The organism is Devosia limi DSM 17137, from assembly GCF_900128975.1.
Lineage (GTDB): Bacteria > Pseudomonadota > Alphaproteobacteria > Rhizobiales > Devosiaceae > Devosia > Devosia limi.
This window is the reverse complement of record NZ_FQVC01000018.1, coordinates 36554-59654: the sequence shown is the minus strand read 5'-3', so window position 1 is coordinate 59654 and position 23101 is coordinate 36554. Positions and strand designations below refer to the sequence as shown.

Sequence of the window (23101 nt, the reverse complement as noted above, 5' to 3'; positions counted from 1 at the left end):
CGACAGAATACCCCAACGGACTTTCTTCATAAGTCTTGTTCTTGCCACGACGCCTCGTGCGAAACCATTGCACGTCTTGGTTGACTTCCTCTGGTCTGGAACGCGTCGAGGCTACAAGCTTGCGCCATCGAATTTCTGCGGGGACAGACTGTCGATATCCACATCTTCGAGGCAGCGTACGTTGATGGCACGCATTTCAACACCGTCCGGCCCCACACCTTTGCTAAATGATTTCACACCGCAGGTTTTGCAGAATTCATGATGGATGTTGTGTGAGCCGAACTGGTAATCGCTCAGGTTCTCCGCGCCCTTCAGCAGGGTGAATTTTTTCGTCGAGGTAAATCCGAGTATCGTGCCCTGGCGGCGGCAGATGGAGCAGTTGCAGGTCACAACCTGATCCAGTGCCAATGTCGCCTCGAATTCCACCGCACCGCAGTGGCAGCTTCCGTAATAGGTTTGTTCGCTCATATTCTTTTCCCTTTGATTTGCCGTGTCGAGACGCTGTCAGATGTTCAGGCCCTGACCGGTTTCGAGGAAGGACTTCATGCTTGACAGGACAATCGGCCAGCCCTCGCTGATCCCTTTCAACATGCCGCTGCCGGGCTGCAATTCCTCATGCGAGACGGTCAGCTTGACCATGTCGCCTTTCGGTTCGATATCGTAGGTGACCCGGCTGTACTGGTCAGGATCGTCCTTCTGGCTTTCGTTCGCCCAACTGATGACGAGCCGCCTGGGTGGGTCGCTTTCGATGACCTTGCCGACCAATTCGACGGTGCGGGCTTCCTTGACCTTGATGTGCTGCCAATCGGAACCGGGCCGCCAATCGTCCGAGACGTTCTCGTGGTCCCAGTAGCGGCGGGAAACCTCTGGCCGTGTGATCGCGTCGAACACCTTTTCGGGCGTTGTGCGGATAAAGGTGACGTAGATGAAACTGGCGGATTTGTCGGTCAATTTCCGTTCCTTTCAAGTTCCTGTTTGATGTCGTGGAGAAGGCCCAGTCGACCTTCCTCGAATTTCCGGATCCAACGCGCGTAAACCTCGTAAAGCGGGACCGGGTTGATGAAATGCAGTTTCTCGCGCCCACGACGGACGGTGCTGATGAGATTGGCCTGCTCAAGGAGGCCGAGATGCTGGGTCACGGATTGGCGCGTCATATCCATGGACTCGCAGAGCTGCCCGAGTGTCTGGCCGTTTCTGTCGCAAAGCCGGTCGAGCAACCGCCTGCGGTTTGGATCGGCCAGCGCCCTGAACACCCTGTCGTCATCCATCCGAATCTCCTTGTGCGACGGCATATAAAATATGCAGGCCTTTACCTGCCTGTCAATACATGCAGGTAAACGCCTGCCAAAAGGTGATTGCACTGAACACGCTCAGCAATCGCTTCGCCTTAGGGCGATACAGCATGACGCTGCGCCAAGCGGAGCTAATGTGCTGGTGTTGTAATGTCGGCTTCCTGCGCCTCGCTGACCTCGAGCGGGCGCAGCCAGCGGGGCTGGAAGACGTCGAGGATTGGCCAGAACGCAACGTGCTGAACGGTCCGCTGCAGACTGGAACGCGGACATCTCAACTGTCCAATGAGGCTTCATGCGGCCGGATGACCGCTTGCGTGATCGCTCCGAGCGACCTTCCGGGGCTAGAACAGATGTTCCGATATTTGCTGCGCGGCGATTGGGAGGAGTTGGGCGTGGAGGGCCCGATTTTCCGGCGTGGCGCGGCCGGCTGGCGTCGAGACGCTGAGCGCTGCGATCGGCCGGCGGTCGGCGGCAACGATTACTGCGCCGGTAGCAAACACGTCCTGGCGCCAGGACGTGGTGGTGGCATAGCCGCGCGCCGCGATCTCGGCAAGTTCAGCCATCAACGCGTCCAGTGATGGCGGCGGGGCCACGGCTACGGACTGGCTCTCGGCCTTTACCGCTTCGTTATAGACCCGCGCCACCTCATCGCCGTCCATGCAGGACAACATGGCCTTGCCGGTCGCAGTGGAGAGCACCGGTGCGCGGCCGCCCAGCGGCTCGACATGACGCACGGCATGGGGGCTTTCCAGACGCTCGATCAGCACGATTTCAAAGTCGTCCAGCACGGCGAGGTGGATAGTCTCATTGGTCTCGCGACGCAGCTGTTCCATGATCGGCAGAGCGGCTTCGCGCAGCCCGAAATGATTGCCGGCCTTGCGCGCTAAACGACTGGCCCGGAACGTCAATTCCCACCGCGTCCGCTCGCCGACCGCCGGCCGGATCCAGGATGCCTCATGCAGGGTTTCCAGCGCCCGCTGCACCGAGGTCTTGGGTTGCTTGAGGTGCGCCGCCAACTCGCTGACGCCCACCGGCTGCAGATCGGCAACCGTTTCCAGAACCACCAAAGCTTTCCGCACGCTGTTCATGTCTTGACAAATCCCCCATAGGCCGACATAAATTCGTTCCGTAATTTGGAACATCGTACCAATATACGGAACGAACTGCAAGCAACAACCGCCTCACTTGCTGTGACCGCATTAGGGGCGATTTCAAAGGAGAGGGAAATGAAATCGAGTATCCTGTCGACGGGACGGCTTATGGCTGGCGCCGGGCTCGTTGCACTCACACTGATGGCGCAATCGGCGCTGGCAGAGGAGCCCAAGGCGGGCGGCACGTTCAAGCTTGTCGGCGCCGGTGACGTTGCCGGGTTCGATCCGGTTTCGGCGCGGTCGGCGTCGGTGTTCCTGCACCGTGCCCTGACCCGCACCCTGGTCGCATTCCCGACCGATGCCGACCCCAAGGTCGCCGCCCAGCCGGTACCCGACCTGGCCGAAGCCGTGCCCACCCCGGAGGAAGGTGGCCTGGTCTATCGGTTCAAGATCCGCGAAGGCGCGATGTGGAATACCGACGCGCCACGCCAGATTACCGCTGAAGACGCCATCCGTGGGTTCAAGCGCCTGTGCAATCCCGTTCAACCCACCGGTACGCCGACCTATTACATTGGCATCATCAAGGGCTTTGCCGAGTTCTGCGATGGCTTCGCCCAGGTCCCTGCCGATGTTGAATCGATCCGCACTTATGTCGAGGACACCCAGGTCGCCGGCCTGACCGCCGAGGACGAGCGCACGCTCAAGATCACGCTGGAACGGCCGACCGCCGACTTCACCTCGATCCTGGCGCTGATCTCATCGGCCCCGATCGCGGTTGAAATGCTCGACTACCTGCCGAACTCCCCCGATTTGCGCCGCAATTATGTGGGCTCGGGCCCCTATGTGATCGAGGACTATATCCTCAACGAGCAGCTTAACCTGGTCCGCAGCCCCACCTGGAATGCTGCGGCCGATCCGCTGCGCAAGGCCTATGTCGACCGTATCGAAGTTGCCTTCGGCACACCCGACGCCGGCAAGACCCAGCGCATGATCGAGGCGGGCGATATAGACGGCTATTTCGATCTGTCCATTGCCACGGCCGATCTGACCCGCGTCATGGAAAATCCCGACGATCCGCAGTTGCTGCAGTTCGCCGATGGTGCGGTCAATCCGATCCTCGTGCTCAATAGCGCCTCGCCCAACAACAATGCCGCACTGGCCGATATCCGCGTGCGGCAGGCGATCAATTATGCCGTCAACAAGGCTGCAATCGTGCAGGTTGGCGGCGGGCCGAACGTCAAGAAAGCCGTCGACCAGATCCTGACCGAAAACGTCATCGGCTATGAGCCCTATAACCTCTATCCGACCCCCGACCACCAGGGTGACCCGGAAAAAGCCAAGGCGCTGCTGGCCGAGGCCGGCTTCCCCAATGGCATCGAGCTCAAGTTCAGCTACGCCTCGGGCGGCCGCTACGACCTCTATTCGGCAGCTCTGGAAGCTGATCTGGCCAAGGCCGGCATCAAGCTGATCATGCAGCCGGCGCCGTCGCGCACCGTGATGTCGCAGATGTACCAGAACCGTCAGGCCACCAATGGCGGCGCCTGGGACATGGGCATGACCTCGATCCGCGCCGACTGGGTTGGCGACTCCGCCCGCACCATGATCGTGCCGATGTTCGACGGCGAGGCTTGCGAGACCAGTACCAGCAACTGGACCTGCTACAACAATGAGGACGTCAACGCGCTGATCGACACGGCCCTGACCGCCACCGACGAAGCCACTGCGGCCGCGGCCTGGGCGGCTGCCGACAAGGCGATCATGAGCGATGCGCCCATCGTGCCGCTGATCACCGGCAAGATCTCGCTCTACGCGTCCGAGCGCCTGCGCGGCACCACGGTGAACCTGCTGTTCAACAATGTCGATCCGACCCTGGTCTGGATCGCCGAGTAATTCCGGCGCGGGCGGCTCCGTCGCCCGCGCACCCCATCCTCAATTTCGGAGACTAACGTGCAATACCGCCAGATCGGAACCTCGGACCTCAAGACCTCGGTCGTCTCGCTGGGTTCGTACCAGACCTATTCGCGCATGGAATATCGGGACGTCGTCAACCTCGTGCGCCGCGCTGCCGATCTCGGCATCAACCTGTTCGACGTCGCTCATTACCGCACCGCCCCGCATACCGAAGTGGTGCTGTCGCGCGCCCTGCGCGATGCCGGGCTCAAGCGCGCCGACATCATGATCATGGACAAGGTCTGGTGGTATGACGGCGACAATCCGACACTGGGCCACCAGCTCGACGAATTGCTGTTCCGCCTCGATACCGATTATCTCGACGTCATCATGTGCTACGGCATGCGCCCGGGCCGCGATGACCCGGCCGAAACCGCGCGCATCAATGCCGGCTTCGTCACCTCGGGCAAGGCCCGCGCCTGGGGCGGCCTGAACTGGTCGGCCAAAGACCTGCGCATCGCCTACGACACCTGCAAGGCCGAGGGCCTGCCGACGCCGCAGATCGTGCAGCTCAAGTACAATATCGCCCGCCGCCATATCGTCGAAGCCGACGACTATACCGCGCTGCGCGCCGAGACCGGCATTTCGATCCACGCTTCGGACAGCCTTGAAGGCGGCATTCTGGCCGGCAACATGGTGCGCGAACGCGTGCTCGGCCGCGATCCCGGCAATGTGCGCGAAGAGATCATCGATCTGGTGCCGCGCCTGGCCGAAGTCGCCAAACAGTTCGACTGCTCGATGGCCCAGCTCGCCATCGCCTTCTGCATTGCCAATCCGCAGACCGCATCGCTGCTCTTCGGCGCCAGCCGCATCAGCCAGCTGGAAGACAATGTCGGCGCCGTCGCCATTGCCGAAAAGCACGGCGAGGCCATCCGTGCCGCGCTGGCCGATTTCGGCGTCGAGGGCCACGCCTTCGACCTGCCGCCCAACCACGCCACCCCGCTCACCACGAGCTGATCGGCCTGCCGGAGCGAAACGATGTCCGATATCCCTGCCAGCACCGTCCATCCCGCGCCCCCGGCACTGAACACGCGGCAACGCGTTATCAGCCAATTGCTGCGTGACAAAGCCGCGATGGCGGCCCTCACGGTCATCATCCTGCTGGTGCTGACGGCGATCTTTGCGCCTCTCATCGTCATGGTGCTGGGTCACGGGCCCAATGAGCAGTTCCGTGATATCGGACTAACCCCCGGCGGCGTGCCCTTGCCGCCGGGCCCCAATTTCCTGCTGGGCACCGATGTGGTCGGCCGCGACCTGCTGGCCCGCCTCGTCGTCGGCACCCAGATCACCATTCTCGTGGCCGTCACCTGCGCGCTTACCGCCATCGCCATCGGCATCGCCGTCGGCATGCTGGCGGGGTTTCGTGGTGGGCTGATCGACACCATGCTGTCGGGCTTTGTCGACGTGGTGCTGGGCCTGCCGCTGCTGATTACCGCCGTGGCGCTGGTCTCGGTCTATGGCGCCAGCTTTCCCATCATGATGGGCACCATCATCTTCTTCACCTGGGGGCCGGTCGCCCGCGTGGTGCGCAATCTGGTGGTGGCCACCAAGGAGGGCGAGTTCGTCGACGCGGCCCGCATGCTGGGGGCCAGCGACCTGCGCATCATGGTGCGCGAAATCCTGCCCAATATTGCCGGCCAGGTCATTGTCTATGGGAGCCTCCTGATCCCGCAGGTGATCGTGCTGGAAGCCTCGCTGAGCTTTCTGGGCCTGGGTGTGCCACCGCCCACGGCGACCTGGGGCGGCATCATTGCCGAGAACCAGACCAATTATGCCGTCGCCTGGTGGACGATCCTGTTTCCCGCGCTGTTCCTGCTCGCCGCGACGCTGGCCTTCAACGTGCTCGGCGACGGGCTGCGTGATGCGCTCGACCCCTCCTCAGAACGCCGGACGAAGTAGATCGCCATGCTGAGATTCATTCTGCGCCGCACCCTGTTCGGCTTGCTGACGCTCTGGCTGATCACCCTGGCCGTGTTCGTGCTGTTCTATATGGCCACACCGGGCGATCCGGCGTTGATGTTTGCCGGCGAGTTCGCCACTGCCGACCAGATCGCCATGGTGCGTGCCCGGCTCGGCCTCGATCAGCCCGTGCATATCCAATATCTGCGCTACATGTGGGCGCTATTGCATTTCGACTTCGGCATGTCCTTCGTCAATCAGGAGGAAGTGCTCACCACCATCCTGCGGCGCATGCCGGCAACCATCTCGCTGGCCCTGGGTTCGGTGGGCATCTGGCTGCTGGTCGCCATTCCGGCCGGCATTTTCTCGGCCCGCCGGTCCGGCCAGGCGTCTGACCGGCTGATCACCATGATGGCGCTGGCCGGCATGTCCTTCCCCACCTTCGTGGTCGGCACGCTGCTGTTCTACGTATTCTTCTTCCTGCTGACCAATGCCGGTTTCCCGGTGTTTCCCTCGGGCGGCTTCGTACCGATTACCCGCGACCCCGGCGAGTGGCTGCGCCACATGCTGCTGCCCTGGGCGACGCTCGCCGTGGTCGGCACCGGCACCTATACCCGCATCGCCCGCGGCTCGATGCTCGAAACGCTCAACCAGGACTATGTCCGCACCGCCCGCGCCAAAGGGCTGGGTGAACGCCGGGTGATGTACAAGCACGCTTTGCCCCCGGCCATGACCCCGGTGATGACCCTTGTCGGGCTCGATCTCGGCGGCCTTCTGGGTGGCACCATCATCACCGAGCGCATCTGGGGCCTCAATGGCGTCGGCTCGCTCGCCGTGCAGGCGGTCGAAACCGGCGACCTGCCGGTGATCATGGGCACGGTGCTGATCGCGGCGCTGTTTGTCGTGCTCGCCAACCTTCTTGTCGATGTCTTGCAGGCCCTGCGCGATCCACGCGTGCGCTTGGGCTGACCATGTTTTTTCCTACGGAGTTTTCCATGTCCAACGCCTTTCCCCGTTTCGGCTCCCGGGGGCCGACATGCTGAAACGCGCATCACTGGGTCTGATTGTCCCGCCGGCCGCCGGTGCGGTACCGCCCGACGCCGCCCAGATCTATCCGCAGCACGACTTCATCGCCGAGGGGCTCGGGCTCGCCGAGATGTCCAACCAGGGCTACGATTCCGTGGTCAATTCCGTCGGCGCTGCTGCGGCACGGCTGGCCGAGCGTGGCGCCAGCGTTATTGCGCTGATGGGCACCTCGCTGAGCTTTTATCGCGGCCCGGCCTTCAATCTGGCGCTCGAGACCGAAATCGCTGCGCGCTCCAGCCTGCCCTCGCTCACCATGAGCAGCGCCATGCTGGAGGCCATTGCCCAACTCGGGGTCAAGCGGCTGGCCGTGGCGACCGCCTATCGCGACGACGTCAACGTCGCCTTGCGGCTATTCCTCGAAACGGCCGGGATCGAACTGGCTTCGCTCGAGCATCTGGGCATCGCCTCGATCGAGGCGGTGCATCAGGTGACCGAAGAGGCCGTGATCGCGCTTGGCCGCCGCGCCCTTGCGGCAGCGCCGGACGCCGAGGCGCTGCTGATCTCCTGCGGTGGCCTGCCCACCCGTGCCGCCGTCCGCATTCTTGAGGCCGAGACCGGCAAGCCAGTCATCACCTCGCCACTGGCCGGACTGTGGGCGACCGTGCGTAAGGCCGGACTGGACCCCCGCGCGATGGGCGAAGGCCGCCTGTTCGAAGCCGTCGCGGAGCAATAGGAGCTGTCATGTTCGTCTCGGTTCGCGATCTGAAGGTACATTTTCCTGCCGAAGAAGGCCTGATCCGGGCTGTCGACGGGCTGACCTTTTCGGTCGAAAGCGGCAAGACCCTGGCCATCGTGGGGGAGTCGGGCTCCGGCAAAACCGCGGCGAGCCTGGCCATGCTCGGCCTGCACGGCCCGCGCGCGCAGGTCAGCGGCGAGATCAGCATTGGCGGCGAGCAGATTGTCGGGGCCAGCCAGACGACGCTGCGCCAGTTGCGGGGCGAGCGTATGGCAATGATCTTCCAGGATCCGCTGACCGCCATGCACCCTTATCACCGCATCGGCGAGCAGATCATCGAGGCCTATCGCGCCCATCACCGGGTCAGCAGCAAGGCGGCAAGCCAGCGTGCGCTGGACCTGCTGGACCGGGTGGGCATGGCCGATCCCAGGCGCACCTTTGAAAGCTATCCGCACCAGCTGTCGGGCGGCATGCGCCAGCGCGTCATGATCGCCATGGCGCTGAGCTGCGATCCGCAATTGCTGATTGCCGATGAGCCGACCACCGCGCTCGACGTCACCGTGCAGGCGCAGATCCTGGACCTGCTCAAGGACCTGCAGCGGGAGTTTGGCTCCGCCATTATCCTGATTACCCATGACCTGGGCGTGGTGGCCGAAATGGCCGATGATGTGGCGGTGATGTATGCGGGCCGGGCCGTCGAAACCGGCAGCGTGCGCGACGTATTCTATCGCCCGTCCCACCCTTACACCTGGGGCCTGCTGGAATCGGTGCCGCGGCTCGATCTGCACCGCGAACGGCTCACCGCTATTCCCGGCTCGCCCCCCGCACTCGCGGCGCTTCCACGGGGCTGCGCTTTCCGGCCGCGCTGCGCCTTTGCCGCCCAGGTGGCCGATGGCCGTTGCGCCAGCGACATCCCCAATGCCCATGACGTCGGCGAAAACCACGCCATTCGCTGCCACCTGTCCGAAGCGGCACGCAGCGAAGCCCGCGCCCTGCACGCCGCCAGCACTGAGACCAAGCCATGACCACACTATCAGCTTCAGCGGCGCCGGCCCTGCTGACCGTCGACAATCTCAGCAAGCACTTTCCACTCGGCAAAAGCCTGTTTGGTCCCGAGCGCTCGGTGCGCGCCGTGGATGGCGTCGGCTTCAGCATCGGGCGCGGCGAAACCCTGAGCCTCGTTGGCGAGTCAGGCTGCGGCAAGTCCACCACCGGCCGCATCGTTGCGCGCCTGCTTACCGCCAGCAGCGGGAGCATTGTCTTTGAGGGTGATGATATCACCAGCCTCGACGGCGCCGCGTTGCGGGCACTCCGGCGTGACATCCAGATGGTATTTCAGGACCCGTATTCATCGCTCAATCCGCGCCAGACTGTCGGCGATATCATCGAGGCGCCGTTCTCCATCCAGGGGATCGAGCCACCAGGCGGGCGCCGCAAGGCGGTGCTCGACCTGATGGCGCGGGTCGGGCTCAACCCCGAGCATGTCTATCGCTATCCCCGCGAGTTTTCCGGTGGCCAGCGCCAGCGCATCGGCATTGCCCGCGCCCTGGCGCTCAACCCCAAGCTGATCATCTGCGACGAACCGGTCTCGGCGCTGGATGTCTCGGTGCAGGCCCAGGTCATCAATCTGCTGCAGGACCTGCAGCGCGATCTTGGTTTGTCCTACCTGTTCATCGCCCATGATCTTTCGGTGGTGCGGCACATCTCGCAGCGCGTGGCGGTGATGTATCTCGGGCGGATCGTCGAAATCGGTGACGCCGAGACGCTCTATGCCAGCCCCAGCCACCCCTATACCCAGGCGCTGATGACTTCCGCGCCGGTGCCGGACCCGGATCGCGCCGCTGCCCGCCAGCGCGTCGCGCTCAAGGGCGAATTGCCCAGCCCGATGAACCCGCCCAGCGGCTGCACATTTCACACGCGCTGCCCCTTTGCCGCCGATCGCTGCCGGAGCGAAGCGCCGGTCCTGCGCGTGACCGAGGGCGGCACCGCTGCGGCTTGTCACTTTGCCGAAGTCCGGCCAGTTATCGCCTGAATGGTGCGCGGGTGAATGGGAAGTCCCCACCGCGTCGAGGGAGAGGGCGGAGCGGAGCGCGCGACCGGCTGGGTAACAGTTTGAACCAGAGCCGCCGGACGCGGCTCGGCGGCGGGGTTCAAATGCGTTGTGGTACAGAACGGGCATTGCTCGAAGCCGACCAGATGCCGCGCTATGCGCACCCGATAGCGGGCCGGACCGCGCTAACGGTCAAACGGCAGCGGTCTATCGTTCGCAGCGCCCCGCCAGTTCGATCACGGCCCTGAGCCGCTTGAGGTCACCAATTTCATTGGCCATCAGCAGCACCAGCCGGACATTGAGCTGATGGCTCTGCGCCTCGCTCAGCCCCTCATGCGCCTGCATCAGGGCACTATAGAAATCATCCCGACCGGCGCCCAGATTGTCACGCATGATCCTTGTCTCGCTCATGCTGCCACCGCGCAATCTACTGCACCGAGGGCGCGTTGCATGGCAGCGCTGACCTGATCTGCACTTGGCTGTGCGAAGACCGCAGCGACATGGCCATCGGGCCGGAACAGATAGGCGAGGCCCGTGCCGTAGCGGGTGGCGGCATAGTCACCCGTGCTGGCGAAGCCGGGATAGGGGCCTGCCTGGTCGATGCCGAGGCGACGGAGGTCCGCCACTTCCGGCAGGGCAATGTCGCCGAAGCCGACCAGGACGAAGTCGCCCTGCACATGCTCCACCAGCCAGGAGCCATCGGCCAAGGGCAGGTCCAGAACCACCGAACCGGGCCGCAGCGGTGCCTCGCCCGGGGTTTGAAGGCTATGCCCCTCCAGCGAACATGGCAGGGACAGACGTCCCGAATTGATCAGCTTCTGGGCGAAGGGCTGACTATGGGCGAGCCTGAGAGTTTCGCTGCGAAACAGCGCCTCGATCGGCGATTTTGGGGTCATGAAATTGGTGGCTCGGGCAGAATTGAGGATGTTCTCGGCGGAGCCATGGCCGCGTTCGGCGTTGTAGCTCTCAAGCAGGCCGGGACCGGCTATGCCCTGTATGAGGGCCGCCAGTTTCCAGCCCAGATTGTCGGCGTCCTGCACGCCGCCATTGCCGCCGCGCGCGCCGAACGGCGACACCACATGGGCGCTATCGCCGCAAAAGATCACGCGGCCATGCACGAAGCGATCCAGCTTGGCGCAGCGGAATCTATAGACACTGACCCAATCGAGCCGGAACGGCTTGTCACCCACAATGGCCCTTATGCGCGGCAGCACCTGCTCCGGCGTCGCTTCGAGCCTGGCATCAACATTCCCGCTCAGTTGCAGGTCGATGCGATATATCCCATTGGGCTGCTGATGCAGCAGCGCCGACTTGCCCGCATGAAAGGGCGGATCGAACCAGAACCAGCGCTCGGCCACGCCGGAATTGCCGAACGGGCTCTGCGTCATTTCGATATCGGCGATGAGGAATTGTTCCTCAAAGCTCTGTCCGACGAAATCGAGCCCCATGCGCCGCCTTGTGGGCGAATTGGCACCATCGCAGGCGACGAGATAAACCGCCTGCAGCCGATAGGGACCGTCCGGCGTCTCCACATCGACAGCGACGCCGGTACTGGTCTCCGCGTGTCCCACCACCTTGTTGAGAAACCGCAGGTCGATGAGATCGGGGAAATCGTGGCAGCGCTCGACGAGGTACTGCTCGACCAGATATTGCTGCAGGTTGATGAAGGCGGGATATTTGTGCCCGTGCTCGGGCAGGAGATCGAAGGAATAGACCTCCTCGGCCCCATGGAACAGCCGCCCGACGGTCCAGGTCACCCCCGCATCCAGCATGCGTTCGCCAACGCCCAGCCGGTCGAAAATTTCCAGGGTGCGCTTGGCCCAGCAGATGGCGCGCGAGCCCACCGATACGACATTATTGTCGTCGAGCACGACGCATTTAATCCCGCGCAGCGCCAGATCGATGGCCAGCGTCAGGCCGACCGGCCCGGCGCCGACAATGGCGATTGGCGCCTGGCTCCGGCCGCCATCGAGTTCGGGCGGCCGGATATAGGCGAACGGCTCGTATTGGTAAGCTGGCATCTCCCCCTCCCCGAGGCTGGTGCTAGTTCTGCAGGGCTTCCCACATGGCGAGGTCGCGCTGCGCGGTCCAGATGCGGGGCGTATCGATGCCGCGCGCTTCGTCATAGGCGCGCGCCACGTTGAACGGCAGACAATGCTCGTAGATGGCGAAGTCCGAGAATTTCGGATCGCAGACCGCCCGGACTTCGTTCCAGGCATCCTTGAGCGAGCCGCCCTTGGCCGCAACCTTTGCCGCCGGCTGATAGGTGGAGCGGACGAAATCGCGGGTGCTTTCAATGGCCTTGTTGACCATTTCCGGGCCGATCAAGGCATCGCCGCGCCCCGGCGCAATCGCATCGACCTCGAAAGCCCGAATGGCATCGAGCGTCTGGCCCCAATCGCGGAAGTGGCCATCGCCGCAATAGCAGGCCGAGTGATATTCGACGATATCGCCAGTGAACATGACGTTCTGATCCGGCACCTGGATGACGATATCGCCCGCCGTATGAGCGCGGCCGAGATGCATCAGCTCGACCCGGCGCTGGCCGAGATAAACCGTCATTGATCTGGAAAAAGTCGTGGTCGGCCAGGTGAGGCCCGGAATGCTTTCGTGCCCCTCGAACAGGCGCGGGAAGCGCTGGAATTCGCTGTCCCAATCTTCCTGACCGCGCTCGACCACCATGGCCCGGGCGCTATCGGACATCAGGATCTGGTCGGCACCGAAGGCCGAGGCGCCGAGCACGCGCACCGCGTGGTAATGGGTCAGCGCGACATGGCTGATCGGCTTGTCGGTGATCTCTCGGACCTTTTCGATCACCTTGTTGGCGAGGCGCGGCGTGGCCTGCGCCTCGATGATCATCACGCTGTCATCGCCGATGATCACCCCCGAATTGGGATCGCCCTCGGCGGTGAACGCCCAGATGCCAGCGCCGATTTCAGTGAACGAGATGTTCTTCTCGCTAGTGTCGCCCTGCGACGCGAATGCCTTGGCCATGGATGGCTCCTATTTTGGGTATGTAACGGCGGGCAGGACGGTGCCCGCGCAGGTGCCGAAGCCGATGCGATAGCCTTGCCCCTGGGCGTGGCCATGCAGGGTCAGCGTGTCGCCGTCTTCGATGAAGGTGCGGGTGGCGTCGCCCAGCGTCAGCGGTTCCTTGCCGGCCCAGGTGATTTCCTGCAGCGAGCCGAATTCGGACTTTTCCGGGCCCGAAATGGTGCCGGAGCCAAGCAGATCGCCGATGTTCATCGAGCAGCCGGAACTGGTGTGGTGGGCCAATTGCTGGGCGGACGAATAATACATGCGGCTGTAATTTGTGCGGCAGATCGGCGTGGGCGCCTGCCCTGCCGGCGCCATGGTGACGCTGAGGTCGATATCGTAGAGCAGCGGGCCGGCTTCCTGCAGATAGGGCAACAGCGGCTTTTCGCGCGGCGGGGTGCTGGTGCGGAATGGCTCCAGCGCCGCCCTCGTCACCACCCAGGCGCCTATGGTGGTGGCGAAGGCCTTGGCCTGGAACGGACCGAGCGGCTGGTATTCCCAGGCCTGGATATCGCGCGCCGACCAGTCATTGAGCAGCACATAGCCAAAGATCATCGCATCGGCTTCGGCAACCGAGACCGGCTGGCCCATTGCGGACGGCACGCCGATAACGGCGCCAAGTTCCAGCTCGATATCCAGCCGCTTGCAGGGGCCAAAGCTCGGCATGTCTTGATCCGGGGCCTTGAGCTGCCCATTGGGCCGGCGGATCGCCGTGCCGCTGACCACGACGGTGGAGGCGCGGCCGTTATAGCCGATGGGGATATGCAGCCAGTTGGGCGGCAGCGCATTCTCGGCCCCGCGGAACATGGTGCCGATATTGGTGGCGTGGCTCCGCCCGGCGTAGAAATCGGTGTATTCGGCGACCTTGAACGGCAGGTGCAGGGTGACATCGGCGCGAAGGAATAGCGCCTGGCGCACTGCCTCCTGCTGGTCAGAACCCTGTGACAACAGGGCGATGAGCCGCTGGCGGATATCGGCCCAGACGGCAGGCCCCTGCGCCATGAACGGATTGAGTGCTGGAGCGTCAAAGCCCACGGCCGGGAACAGGCCCGCCCGCTCCAACGCCGCCAGATCGAGGACATACTCGCCAATGGCCACGCCGCAGCGTGGCGCATCACCGCCGGTCGAGAACACGCCATAGGGCAAATTATTGACCGGGAACGGGCCATCGGGGTCATTGGCGCTGTCGATCCACGATCGGATCAGGATGGTCGAGTTGGTCATTGTTTAATCCCCGTCGTGCCGTCGAACTTCTTTTCCAGGCTCGACCAGCAGTCCACATAATCGTCCTGCAACGGCGCCTCCCTGGCGGCGAAGTGGGTCAGGTGTTGCGGGAAGCGCGTCTCGAACATGAACGACATGGTGTTATCGAGCTTTTCGGGATGCAGCTCGGCATTGGACGCCCGCTCGAACGCGTCGCGGTCGGGGCCATGCGGTAGCATCATATTGTGGAGGCTCATCCCGCCGGGCACGAAGCCTTCGGGCTTGGCGTCATACTTGCCGTAGATATTGCCCATCAGTTCGGACATGACATTCTTGTGGAACCAGGGCGGCCGGAAGGTATTTTCCGCCACGCCCCAGCGCTCGCGGAACAGCACGAAGTCGATATTGGCGGTGCCCGGAACGCCGGACGGCGCGGTCAGCACGGTGAAGATCGAGGGGTCAGGATGATCGAACAGCACTGCGCCCACCGGGCAGTAATCGCGCAGGTCATATTTGACCGGCGCGTAATTGCCGTGCCAGGCGACGACGTCGAGCGGGGAATGATCGATATGACTGCGATGGAATTGACCGCACCACTTCACCGTGACGGTTGATGGCGCGTCCCGATCCTCGAAGGCGGCGACGGGCGTCTTGAAATCGCGCCGGTTGGCGAGGCAATTGGCCCCGATAGGGCCCCGGCCCGGCAATTCGAATTTCTGCCCATAATTCTCGCAGACAAAGCCGCGCGCCGGCCCCTCGATCAGTTCGACCCGATAGACCAGCCCGCGCGGAATGACGGCGATTTCCTTGGGCTCAAGGTCAATGATGCCGAGTTCGGTATAAAAGCGCAGGCGGCCCTCCTGCGGGACAACCAGCAACTCGCTATCGGCGGAATAGAAATACTCGTCCACCATCGAGGTGGTGACCAGATAGATATGGCTGGCCATTCCGGTCTGGGTATTGACGTCACCCGCCGTGGTCATGGTGCGCATGCCAGTGATCCAGTTGAGGCTCCCCTGGCTGTGGGGCACCGGGCTCCAGCGGTACTGGCCCAGCGAAATCACATCGGGATCGATATTGGGCGCCGATTGCCAATAGGGCATGGCGATCTTTTCGAAGCGGCTGGCATGGCGCACCGAGGGGCGGATGCGATAGCACCAGGTGCGCTCGTTCTGATGGCTCGGCGCGGTAAAGGCAGTGCCGGACAGCTGCTCGCCATAGAGCCCGTAATTGCATTTCTGCGGGCTGTTGCGGCCCTGCGGCAGGGCGCCGGGCAGCGCCTCGGTCTCAAAGTCATTGCCGAAGCCGGGCATATAGCCAGGACGCGTGCCAACCGGTGTCGCCGCCTGCACCATGCGTGAAATCACCTGATCGCTCATCTGATATCCTCCCACTTCGCAGACCGGGATATTAGTTGAAAATGTAACTAACAAGCCCCAGTCTCAGCGCATGAAGCCAACTCCCGCCTTCGATCCGGTCCTGCCCCATATCCTCAAGCAGGCGGCTGAGGCTGCCAGCGGTTCGACAATCACCGCTATGGGGTGTTGCGCCGCGGGTGGCGCTTGCTGTTGCTCGGTTGCTGTTGGGAAATGACGGCCAGGACATTTGCGAACGAGCGCGCATCCACAGAACCAGACCTGGCGCGCGGTCAAAGCCCGAGGGGGACCGGCGCGTCCTGACGCGGCGCGTGATGACGCCGCCGATCTAAAGGCCGCCAACCCGGGCCTGGAGGAAGGCCAGGATGCCGAGAACCACGATGCGGGGCCTTTCGGGGGTGGAACCGAGCGCTTGGCCCATTAAGCCCGCCTGTCATCCTCCGGTTCGGGAGGCTCATGATTGTAGCTCCGGTCGCAGAGCGTCTCGACCTTGAGGAACTCACGCCACCGCTCGACCATTGCCGAGAAGGAAACGGAAGCCCAATCTCTTGCCCAGTTGAGGTGTCGCGCAGATACGCCCCGGCCTCTATCCGGCCCCGGCACTCCTCACCGGCCACGCCCAGGCGCAGGTGCGGCTAGGCTACCCCGCCGCGTTGGCCGTCATCGAGATCAGTTTCAACGTCATCTCCCCCAGGCCCTTTCTGGCCCTAGAAGGCGAAGCCGACAGAAGCACCAGCGACATGCGACGACTGCGCTCCCGAAAAGGTACCGGTGTAGTTGAGCGAGAGGCGCGTCTCTTCGGTTGGCGCGTAGTCCACCCCCAGGCCGAGAACGAAGCGGTCACGGTCGGCCGCGGCGCCTCTGACGTTTATCGGCGTCGCGGAATTGCCGGCCAGTGCCAGGTTTTGGCTCGATGCCGGATCGGTCAATGCGTGCTGCCACAGGCCGCGCGCCTTCAATGTCAGATCGGCACCATTGGACAGGGACATGGTATGCGCCAGCTCGACACCAAGCCCGATATCAACCTGCCACTTGCCAGCCGCCGCAATCGTGCCATTGAGCGATCCGGCCCCGGTTTCGGTCGCGCCGCCATGGCCCGACCAGACCATACCCAGCATGCCGAGGGGTTTAAGTGTCATTTGCTCGGTCAACTTAAACCCATAACCGGCCTCAAGTTCCGCTCCAATAGACTGCGCCCAATAGCCGGCCGTGGCGGTACGGGAAACTGCGCCCACCGTAATGTCGCGGCGCGTTGACACATGACTGGCACCATAGGCCAGGTTGCCCGACAGCGCCCAGGCGCCGTCGGCCCAATCGCCATAGACGCCTACGAAACCGCCCTGGGTTTCGTAAGTTGAGGCGCGACCTGCCAATTCGCCCCTAGAGGCCAGATAGCCCAGGCCGGCGCCATAGGTCAGCTTATGATCGCCCGTCGCGACGACACCTTCGTAACCGAGAGCCAGACCGCCGGATGCCCAATGGATCTCGGCGGCATTGCCATTGCCCCTGACAGTGCCCACGCCGCCCAGCGGCGCGAGCCAGGCCAGGTTCGACATGACGGTGGTCTGCTCGGCCTCATCGATGGCCGCCAGGCCCGGATTTGAAGAGGCCGGCACTTCCACATAACCCAGCACCGATGTCTGGCGTGCGCCCGCAGCACCGCCGCCAGTCGGACCGCCAATAAGGGAAGAGGTAAAAAGAGCAAATGTCTGATCGAGCACCTGCTGGCCGGAGGCATGCGCTTCGCCCGAAACGCTGTCATAGGCGTTCTGCGCCTGCTCGGCTGTAAGACCCAGAAGTTGCTGGTAAATGGCGTCAGTTTGATCGAAGCCCGCCAGGGCGGATGCGGACGATTGCTGGTTGGCGGTGCTGGCAACGTCAGGCAGTGTCACGTCATTGCGGGTGAGGTTCAACTGAACGTCGTTTCCGACATATTTCAGTGCTGCATCGAGGAATGCGAACTGTTCATCCACGTTATTGTTGAACTGGCCGGTAACACCGCCCGTCGTCGAGAGGATGGTATAGGTGGTGTCGGGCGCGTAGGTGGAGCCGTCGTCGGTGCCGTTGAGCGCGCGGACGCGCACCAGTGCCGCCGGATCAATCGTGGCGCTGCCAGCTACGCTGACCTTGTCGCTTAGGCCAGCCTTGGTGACCTGAATGTCGAGTACCGAGCCACTTTCGAACGTTACATTTCCGGCCACGTTCATCGTGCCGATCGAACTCAGCTTCCCGCTCCCACGCGACGATAGATTGCCAGGTGCCAGGATGCCGCCATGCAGTACTCTTGTGTCTCCCAAAGTACCGGCGCCTGTTGACGCGAGCATCGCCCCAGAATGCACATTGGTCAGACTGGAGGATGCAATCGACCCCAGCACCAAGAGCCCCCCGTCCTTGACGTCCGTCGCACCTGTATAGGTATTTGTCTTGGACAGCGTGACCACGCCAGAGCCTTCTATGGCGAAACTACCGCTGCCGCCGATCGCTCCCTGGTAGATGCGGTCGCCGGAGCGATTGATGATCAGGGTGCCATTGTTGACGACCGGGCCGACCGAAACGCTCGGCCCACCACCCAGCCAACCGGTTGCGCCACCATTTCCCCATTGCACCGTAGTGCCAGCATCGATGGTCCAGGCGCCCGAAGCGCTGCTATCCTGGGTCAGCACATAGGTGCCGCCGCCGGTAAACGTGCTGGCGCCGTTGCCAGTTATCAGCCCGTTATAGGTCAGGGCGTCCGATCGATTGAACACCAGGGACCCGGTATTCAGAATATTGCCGACAACGTAACCGATGGTTCCGCCATCGCCGATCTGCAGCACGCCGGCACCGCTGGATGCCTGACCCGTGAACGTATTATTGCCGGTAAGGGTAAGACTACCGGTGTTAACGCTAATACCGCCATCTCCGGAAATGATGCCCGAGAAAGCGCCGCTACCGATCTCCAAATTATTATTGCCGAGCACAACTGACCCTGCGCCGTTCAACTGCAGGACGGATGCCGCTGTGGCGGCCGAAACATCCAGGGTTGCGCCAGTGCTTACCGTCACGCTGCTCGATCGATCAAGGCGCCCCTGACCCGACAGGGCGAGCGTGCCTTGCGTGACCGCGGTCGCACCGGTGTAGGTGTTCATGCCGATGAATGTCAGCACGCCCGCACCTGTCTTGGTAAAGGTCCCGCCCCCCTGCAACGCGGAGTTCAGCGTGGTGGCATACCCATTGGTGTCGATGGTACCGCCACCAGGGCCCAGCGTTGTGGTCGTGACGGAAATCGTCAACGGATCCTGCACCATCAGGGTACCGTCATCAAGCAGTAGCGATGTGCCCAGCGTATCGCCGGCCGAGACGTTCAGCGTCCCCCCGCCCGTCACATTGGTATCGGCCGCATGCGCCTGCGCCATCGCCAGAAGCAGGGCCGTGGCGGAAACTCTACCAAAAATTCTGGAATTTATACTATTAAGCAAAGCGCCACCCCCCCCAATTATTAACGTTCATTAATGGCACTTGCCACTCTTGTGAATAGGGGAATGCACGACAGGCTGGAGAATTTTCCTCGCCAACCTATTGTCAGGCCGAAAAATAAGTTCCACTCCAGCACCAAAAGGCACGCAATCGCCCCCTTTCGGCGTCGAGAACACCTTACGGCTTATCAGCCAAGACGCCGCGCCTAGAAAGTATAAATAAGCATTTATCAGTAATTTCACACATTGAAACAATAACTACAAATACACAAAGTTCTATTTCAGGAATTTCAGAGATTTAATTGAGCAGGTTATTCATAGCACTTGCATTTAACTGACGTCTGCAGACAAGGTACCGCATCCGTGTCCTTGTCACTGCTAAGGCAAGGAAGACCGCGTGGTCGACCAAAAGCCTCTTCGCGAGTCCCACGTTTGCGCCCGCTGCCTGGCCGCGGCCGCGCTCGAGGTGACAATGGCGGCGTTCTCAACATACCGCTCAGCTTCAACCTGCCGCCGTCTGCAGTGCAGGCCCCGTTGAAGTCATCAGAAGCAAGACGCGAACCGCATCCAGGCTGACCGGTTGAGGCCAGCCGCGTGCACTGCATTGCAGGATCGGCCCTACTCGGCCGCCAGGACCTGGAGATCGTCGTGGACGATTTCGAGCACGACATTGCCGCGCTTGTGCCCAGCCTGGACGTAGCGATGCGCCTCGCCGATCTCTGTCAGATCGAAGTGCCGATCTATGATCGTGCGGAGCGCGCCCGCCTCGATAAGCGTCTTAACCTCGGTCAACCGCTTGCCCAGTTCTGCATGCGGCAGCAATCCGGTGGCGGAGAACTTGGCCTTCCTGCGGCCGAACTTGCCGGTCCAGAGCATTTGCAGCAGCAGGCCCAGCCCCAAAACCGGAGACAGGTAGACACCGCCCGGCTTGAGCGCCCGCTTGGCCTTGCCGAAGGGTACCTTGCCGACCGTATCGAAGATCACGTCATAGGCCCCCAGCCGGTGGCTGAAGTCTTCCCGCTCATAGTCGATGACATGGTCAGCGCCGAGGCGCGACAGAAACTCGCTGTTGCGACCGCTGGCGACGGCCGTAACCTCGGCACCCAGGTGTTTTGCCAACTGCACCGCCGAGGTTCCCAGCCCACCGGCCGCACCATTGATCAGCACCTTCTGGTCCGGGCGGATGGTCACGAGGCGCGTCAGGAAATGGTGCACCGTCAACGTACCGTCGACTACCGGCGCGGCCTCCTGATAGGACATGGTCGCGGGGATGTATTCGATGACGCCATCCTCGGGCACTGCGAGGAACTGGGCATGGGCATGGAAGCCGAGACCGGTCTCGCCGAAGACATCGTCGCCGACGGCAAAGCGCGTCACGCCGGGGCCTACCCCGATGACTTTACCGGCAAAGGCGGTGCCCGGAATGGCCGCCTTGGGCTTGCTCAGCCCCAGAAAAATGCGTCCGAACCAGGGAGTGCCGGTCCGCATCATCACGTCCGCCTGCGTCACGGCGCTGGCATAGACTTTTACCAGGATCTGTTTGTCCTGGACCTTGGGGCGATCGATCTCCTTGACACGCAGAACTTCGGGGCCGCCATAGGCCGGTGCAATTACAGCTTTCATCTTCTGTCTCCTCTTGGCTCGCACCAGTGCGGTGCCGATGACCAGGACGATAAGGCAGGGGACGCCTCTGCAGAATTGACTAAATCCTGCATTTCGATATGCACATATGCATGGATTGGCGGTCTGTGAAATTCGACTGGAATCGGGCCCGGGCTTTTCTCGTCACGGCGGAGGAAGGCTCCCTGTCGGCTGCCGCCCGGGCGCTGGGCATGGCACAGCCGACGCTGGGGCGCCAGGTCGAGGCGCTGCAGGAGGAACTGGGTGTGGTTCTCTTCGAACGCACGGGGCGCGGACTGGAACTCACGCCCAGCGGCCTCGATCTGCTCGAACACGTTCGAACCATGGGTGAGGCCGCTGGGCGTTTCTCGCTAGGCGCCTCCGGCCGCGCACAGGCGCTAGAAGGCACCATTGCCGTCAGTGCCAGCGAGATCGACGCGGCCTATCTGCTGCCACCGGTGATCGCAAAACTGCGGCGCGCCGCTGCCGGCCTCACCGTGGATCTTATCGCCAAGAACACCGCTTCGGACCTGCGCCGGCGCGAGGCCGACATTGCCCTCCGCAATTTCCGTCCCGACCAGCCGGAGCTGATTGCCCGCAAGATGAGCGACGTCACCGCTCGTCTCTATGCCTCGGAGCTTTATCTGGAGCGATTTGAGAAGCCTCTGACGCCCCATACCTTGGCAGACGCCGATTTCATCAGCCTGTGGTCGCCTGAAACCTACCTTGGCGCGCTGGCGGGGGCCGGCCTTTCGGTGGAACGTGGCAATCTCACCATCCTGTCCGACAGCCATCTGGTTCATTGGGAACTGCTCAAGGCGGGCGGCGGCATCGGCATGGTCCCTGAATTCTTGGGTGATAGCACTCCGGGTGTCTGCCGGGTTCTAGAGGGTTCCTATACGCCGTTCATCTTCCCGCTGTGGTTGACTACCCATCGAGAACTGAACACGTCGCGCCGCGTGCGCATGGTGTTCGATTTCCTGGCCGAGGCGCTGTCGGCGCATTGACCGGTCTGGCGGCACACCGGTTTGTGGCCTCTAGAGGTATTGTGCCTCGGTGACCGCAACCTGGAAAAACGGGAGATAGTTCTCAGTCCCGTAGTGATTGCCCATCTTCACCCGACTGGGAATGGTGTACCCGCCAAAGCTGGCTTCAGCTTCGACTGCTCCTCCGAACCGCTGCAGACGGAAGACCTTGTCAGCGTTCTCATTGCTCCAGCGCATCGAGACAATCTCCACAACCTTTCCGTCTACTGCCAGCGTGATGCCCACGGGCTCGACGCCCGTGGAGAAGGTCACGCGCGCCGTGTTCGGGCCCGTCTGCTCCCACGCCGCTCCGTTCTCGGGAAGCAGGCTCGCCGGGACCCATATCGCCTCCATTGCAGCGCGCGTCAAAGCCGAGCGGTTCAAATCAGGGGAGGCCCCCTGGTTCACCACTGGCACCAGGGAATTGATCCAGAAGCGCGTCCATCCCTCCCCCTCCACCAGGGCATCAGACCCTGTAATGCGCAGCAAGCCTGATCGCATCGAGGGCACCCATACGAATTCCGATGGCGGGGCCAGAACCTGATAGGCCGTCATGTCATAGGTCTGGTATTCCTGACGATCCCCGAGCAGGAATTTGCCATCCATTTGGAGTTGCACGGTGGTCTGGAGCGGGGTGCCGGGCTTGATCGCATGGTTGAAGTAGCGCTGCGCAACTTCCGGCAAATCTGAAACCATCGACGGTTGGAACGCGCCCAAGGGAGTTTGCGCCCGCCCCACAATAGCAGCCACGGCACGTTCAGTTTCTTCTACGGCCTGACGGTAGGACCAATAAGCGGCAGCCACACCACCGAGGACCACCAAGGCGATAACCAGAAGTACAATCTTCGACATGAAACGATCATCACCACGAGAAAACCTGCTCCTCAAATCACAAATTCAGCCATCTTGGGGATAGTCGCCCGCAGATCGTCTCGCCGCGTCATGGCCCAGGATTGCCAGCCGAGACGTTTAGAAAAGGCCGAGACTTCGCGGCTTGGTTGGGTCTGGCGCCCCGCCAAGTCTCGAGCGGTGGCAAGCAAAAGCTGGGGTCGATCGCCAAGATGGGTGAGCGAACCTTGCAGCGACTTCTCATCATTCCAGTGCGGTGGTCTTGCGGGCGAGCAAGCAAGGTGCACCCGCAGGCTCATGGCTTGAGCAGATGATGGCTCGCAAGCCGCGCATGCTGGTCACGGTCGCACTGGCCAACAAGATGGTGCGTATCATCTGGGCGCTGCTGGTCAAGGCCATCAAACACAGAGTGGCGGTCCGCCGATTGACAGGAATTTACAGGAGCTTTGACCACAAGCATGGCAGAGTGCTCCAAACGCAGGAGTGTTGGAGC

At 62.6% G+C, this 23101-nt stretch carries 20 protein-coding genes and 1 pseudogene; 9 read left to right on the top strand and 12 right to left on the bottom strand.

Going from position 1 to position 23101, the window contains the following annotated elements; all coding sequences use genetic code 11:
- Positions 1-111: 111 nt before the first annotated feature.
- The 4 genes from BUA69_RS19630 to BUA69_RS19615 form a co-directional block, all read right to left on the bottom strand.
- Positions 112-468 carry a GFA family protein gene (locus BUA69_RS19630; RefSeq protein ID WP_046133418.1) on the bottom strand — a complete coding sequence of 119 codons (357 nt, stop codon included), beginning with the start codon at positions 466-468 and terminating at the stop codon, positions 112-114.
- A 36-nt stretch (positions 469-504) separates the two neighbouring features.
- Complete coding sequence (locus BUA69_RS19625) at positions 505-951, bottom strand: SRPBCC family protein (protein ID WP_046133419.1); 447 nt, start codon at positions 949-951, stop codon at positions 505-507.
- Positions 948-1268, bottom strand: a complete 321-nt coding sequence (locus BUA69_RS19620; protein WP_046133420.1) for an ArsR/SmtB family transcription factor — start codon at positions 1266-1268, stop codon at positions 948-950. Before BUA69_RS19620 ends, BUA69_RS19625 begins: the two co-directional genes overlap by 4 nt.
- Positions 1269-1633: 365 nt before the next feature.
- Entirely contained in the window at positions 1634-2380 is a 747-nt protein-coding gene (locus tag BUA69_RS19615) for an IclR family transcriptional regulator (RefSeq protein ID WP_046133421.1), read from the bottom strand.
- A 138-nt stretch (positions 2381-2518) separates the two neighbouring features.
- Here BUA69_RS19615 and BUA69_RS19610 point away from each other — a divergent pair, with 138 nt between their 5' ends.
- From BUA69_RS19610 to BUA69_RS19580, 7 genes are all read left to right on the top strand, one after another.
- Positions 2519-4273 carry an ABC transporter substrate-binding protein gene (locus BUA69_RS19610; RefSeq protein WP_082093654.1) on the top strand — a complete coding sequence of 585 codons (1755 nt, stop codon included), beginning with the start codon at positions 2519-2521 and terminating at the stop codon, positions 4271-4273.
- A 57-nt stretch (positions 4274-4330) separates the two neighbouring features.
- Positions 4331-5290, top strand: coding sequence for an aldo/keto reductase (locus tag BUA69_RS19605; RefSeq protein WP_052950304.1), 960 nt, complete (start codon positions 4331-4333; stop codon positions 5288-5290).
- Positions 5291-5311: 21 nt separating this feature from the next.
- Positions 5312-6232: an ABC transporter permease gene (locus BUA69_RS19600; RefSeq protein ID WP_046133423.1), complete on the top strand. Its 921-nt coding sequence runs from the start codon at positions 5312-5314 to the stop codon at positions 6230-6232.
- A 6-nt stretch (positions 6233-6238) separates the two neighbouring features.
- A complete protein-coding gene (locus BUA69_RS19595; RefSeq protein WP_046133424.1) occupies positions 6239-7201 on the top strand; it encodes an ABC transporter permease in 963 nt (320 codons plus the stop codon).
- Between the two features lie 67 nt (positions 7202-7268).
- Positions 7269-7991 (top strand): arylmalonate decarboxylase, encoded by a 723-nt coding sequence (locus tag BUA69_RS19590; protein ID WP_052950305.1) that lies wholly within the window; start codon positions 7269-7271, stop codon positions 7989-7991.
- Between the two features lie 8 nt (positions 7992-7999).
- Positions 8000-9019, top strand: coding sequence for an ABC transporter ATP-binding protein (locus tag BUA69_RS19585; protein ID WP_052950306.1), 1020 nt, complete (start codon positions 8000-8002; stop codon positions 9017-9019).
- Complete coding sequence (locus BUA69_RS19580; protein WP_046133426.1) at positions 9016-10026, top strand: ABC transporter ATP-binding protein; 1011 nt, start codon at positions 9016-9018, stop codon at positions 10024-10026. Before BUA69_RS19585 ends, BUA69_RS19580 begins: the two co-directional genes overlap by 4 nt.
- A gap of 225 nt (positions 10027-10251) precedes the next feature.
- On the opposite strand, the gene BUA69_RS19575 is transcribed toward BUA69_RS19580, so the two are convergent.
- The 7 genes from BUA69_RS19575 to BUA69_RS19545 form a co-directional block, all read right to left on the bottom strand.
- Complete coding sequence (locus BUA69_RS19575) at positions 10252-10455, bottom strand: DUF2783 domain-containing protein (protein WP_046133427.1); 204 nt, start codon at positions 10453-10455, stop codon at positions 10252-10254.
- Complete coding sequence (locus BUA69_RS19570) at positions 10452-12065, bottom strand: FAD-dependent oxidoreductase (RefSeq protein WP_046133428.1); 1614 nt, start codon at positions 12063-12065, stop codon at positions 10452-10454. The genes BUA69_RS19575 and BUA69_RS19570 overlap by 4 nt, the downstream gene beginning before the upstream one ends.
- A 22-nt stretch (positions 12066-12087) precedes the next feature.
- Positions 12088-13038 (bottom strand): MBL fold metallo-hydrolase, encoded by a 951-nt coding sequence (locus BUA69_RS19565; protein WP_046133429.1) that lies wholly within the window; start codon positions 13036-13038, stop codon positions 12088-12090.
- A gap of 9 nt (positions 13039-13047) precedes the next feature.
- Complete coding sequence (gene fahA / locus BUA69_RS19560; protein ID WP_046133430.1) at positions 13048-14304, bottom strand: fumarylacetoacetase; 1257 nt, start codon at positions 14302-14304, stop codon at positions 13048-13050.
- Entirely contained in the window at positions 14301-15638 is a 1338-nt protein-coding gene (gene hmgA, locus BUA69_RS19555; RefSeq protein ID WP_201777421.1) for a homogentisate 1,2-dioxygenase, read from the bottom strand. Before hmgA ends, fahA begins: the two co-directional genes overlap by 4 nt.
- 728 nt (positions 15639-16366) lie before the next feature.
- Positions 16367-19117, bottom strand: a complete 2751-nt coding sequence (locus tag BUA69_RS19550; protein ID WP_143154599.1) for an autotransporter outer membrane beta-barrel domain-containing protein — start codon at positions 19115-19117, stop codon at positions 16367-16369.
- A 615-nt stretch (positions 19118-19732) separates the two neighbouring features.
- Positions 19733-20737: an NAD(P)-dependent alcohol dehydrogenase gene (locus tag BUA69_RS19545; RefSeq protein WP_046133433.1), complete on the bottom strand. Its 1005-nt coding sequence runs from the start codon at positions 20735-20737 to the stop codon at positions 19733-19735.
- Positions 20738-20862: 125 nt separating this feature from the next.
- Here BUA69_RS19545 and BUA69_RS19540 point away from each other — a divergent pair, with 125 nt between their 5' ends.
- A complete protein-coding gene (locus BUA69_RS19540) occupies positions 20863-21741 on the top strand; it encodes a LysR family transcriptional regulator (protein WP_244468670.1) in 879 nt (292 codons plus the stop codon).
- A gap of 30 nt (positions 21742-21771) precedes the next feature.
- Here the strand turns inward: BUA69_RS19540 and BUA69_RS19535 are convergent, their stop codons facing one another.
- Positions 21772-22611 (bottom strand): DUF6544 family protein, encoded by an 840-nt coding sequence (locus tag BUA69_RS19535; RefSeq protein ID WP_046133435.1) that lies wholly within the window; start codon positions 22609-22611, stop codon positions 21772-21774.
- A gap of 107 nt (positions 22612-22718) precedes the next feature.
- Here BUA69_RS19535 and BUA69_RS19530 point away from each other — a divergent pair.
- Positions 22719-23002, top strand: a pseudogene (locus BUA69_RS19530) (transposase); the annotation flags it as partial.
- Positions 23003-23101: the final 99 nt, after the last annotated feature.

Coding starts and splice junctions, on each gene's coding strand:
- BUA69_RS19590 (WP_052950305.1), top strand. CDS start 7,269: ATGCTGAAACGCGCATCACTGGGTCTGATTGTCCCGCCGGCCGCCGGT.
- BUA69_RS19600 (WP_046133423.1), top strand. CDS start 5,312: ATGTCCGATATCCCTGCCAGCACCGTCCATCCCGCGCCCCCGGCACTG.
- BUA69_RS19545 (WP_046133433.1), bottom strand. CDS start 20,737: ATGAAAGCTGTAATTGCACCGGCCTATGGCGGCCCCGAAGTTCTGCGT.
- BUA69_RS19565 (WP_046133429.1), bottom strand. CDS start 13,038: ATGGCCAAGGCATTCGCGTCGCAGGGCGACACTAGCGAGAAGAACATC.
- BUA69_RS19570 (WP_046133428.1), bottom strand. CDS start 12,065: ATGCCAGCTTACCAATACGAGCCGTTCGCCTATATCCGGCCGCCCGAA.
- BUA69_RS19535 (WP_046133435.1), bottom strand. CDS start 22,611: ATGTCGAAGATTGTACTTCTGGTTATCGCCTTGGTGGTCCTCGGTGGT.
- hmgA (WP_201777421.1), bottom strand. CDS start 15,638: ATGGTGCAGGCGGCGACACCGGTTGGCACGCGTCCTGGCTATATGCCC.
- BUA69_RS19575 (WP_046133427.1), bottom strand. CDS start 10,455: ATGAGCGAGACAAGGATCATGCGTGACAATCTGGGCGCCGGTCGGGAT.
- BUA69_RS19615 (WP_046133421.1), bottom strand. CDS start 2,380: ATGAACAGCGTGCGGAAAGCTTTGGTGGTTCTGGAAACGGTTGCCGAT.
- BUA69_RS19630 (WP_046133418.1), bottom strand. CDS start 468: ATGAGCGAACAAACCTATTACGGAAGCTGCCACTGCGGTGCGGTGGAA.
- BUA69_RS19580 (WP_046133426.1), top strand. CDS start 9,016: ATGACCACACTATCAGCTTCAGCGGCGCCGGCCCTGCTGACCGTCGAC.
- BUA69_RS19610 (WP_082093654.1), top strand. CDS start 2,519: ATGAAATCGAGTATCCTGTCGACGGGACGGCTTATGGCTGGCGCCGGG.
- BUA69_RS19620 (WP_046133420.1), bottom strand. CDS start 1,268: ATGGATGACGACAGGGTGTTCAGGGCGCTGGCCGATCCAAACCGCAGG.
- BUA69_RS19595 (WP_046133424.1), top strand. CDS start 6,239: ATGCTGAGATTCATTCTGCGCCGCACCCTGTTCGGCTTGCTGACGCTC.
- fahA (WP_046133430.1), bottom strand. CDS start 14,304: ATGACCAACTCGACCATCCTGATCCGATCGTGGATCGACAGCGCCAAT.
- BUA69_RS19585 (WP_052950306.1), top strand. CDS start 8,000: ATGTTCGTCTCGGTTCGCGATCTGAAGGTACATTTTCCTGCCGAAGAA.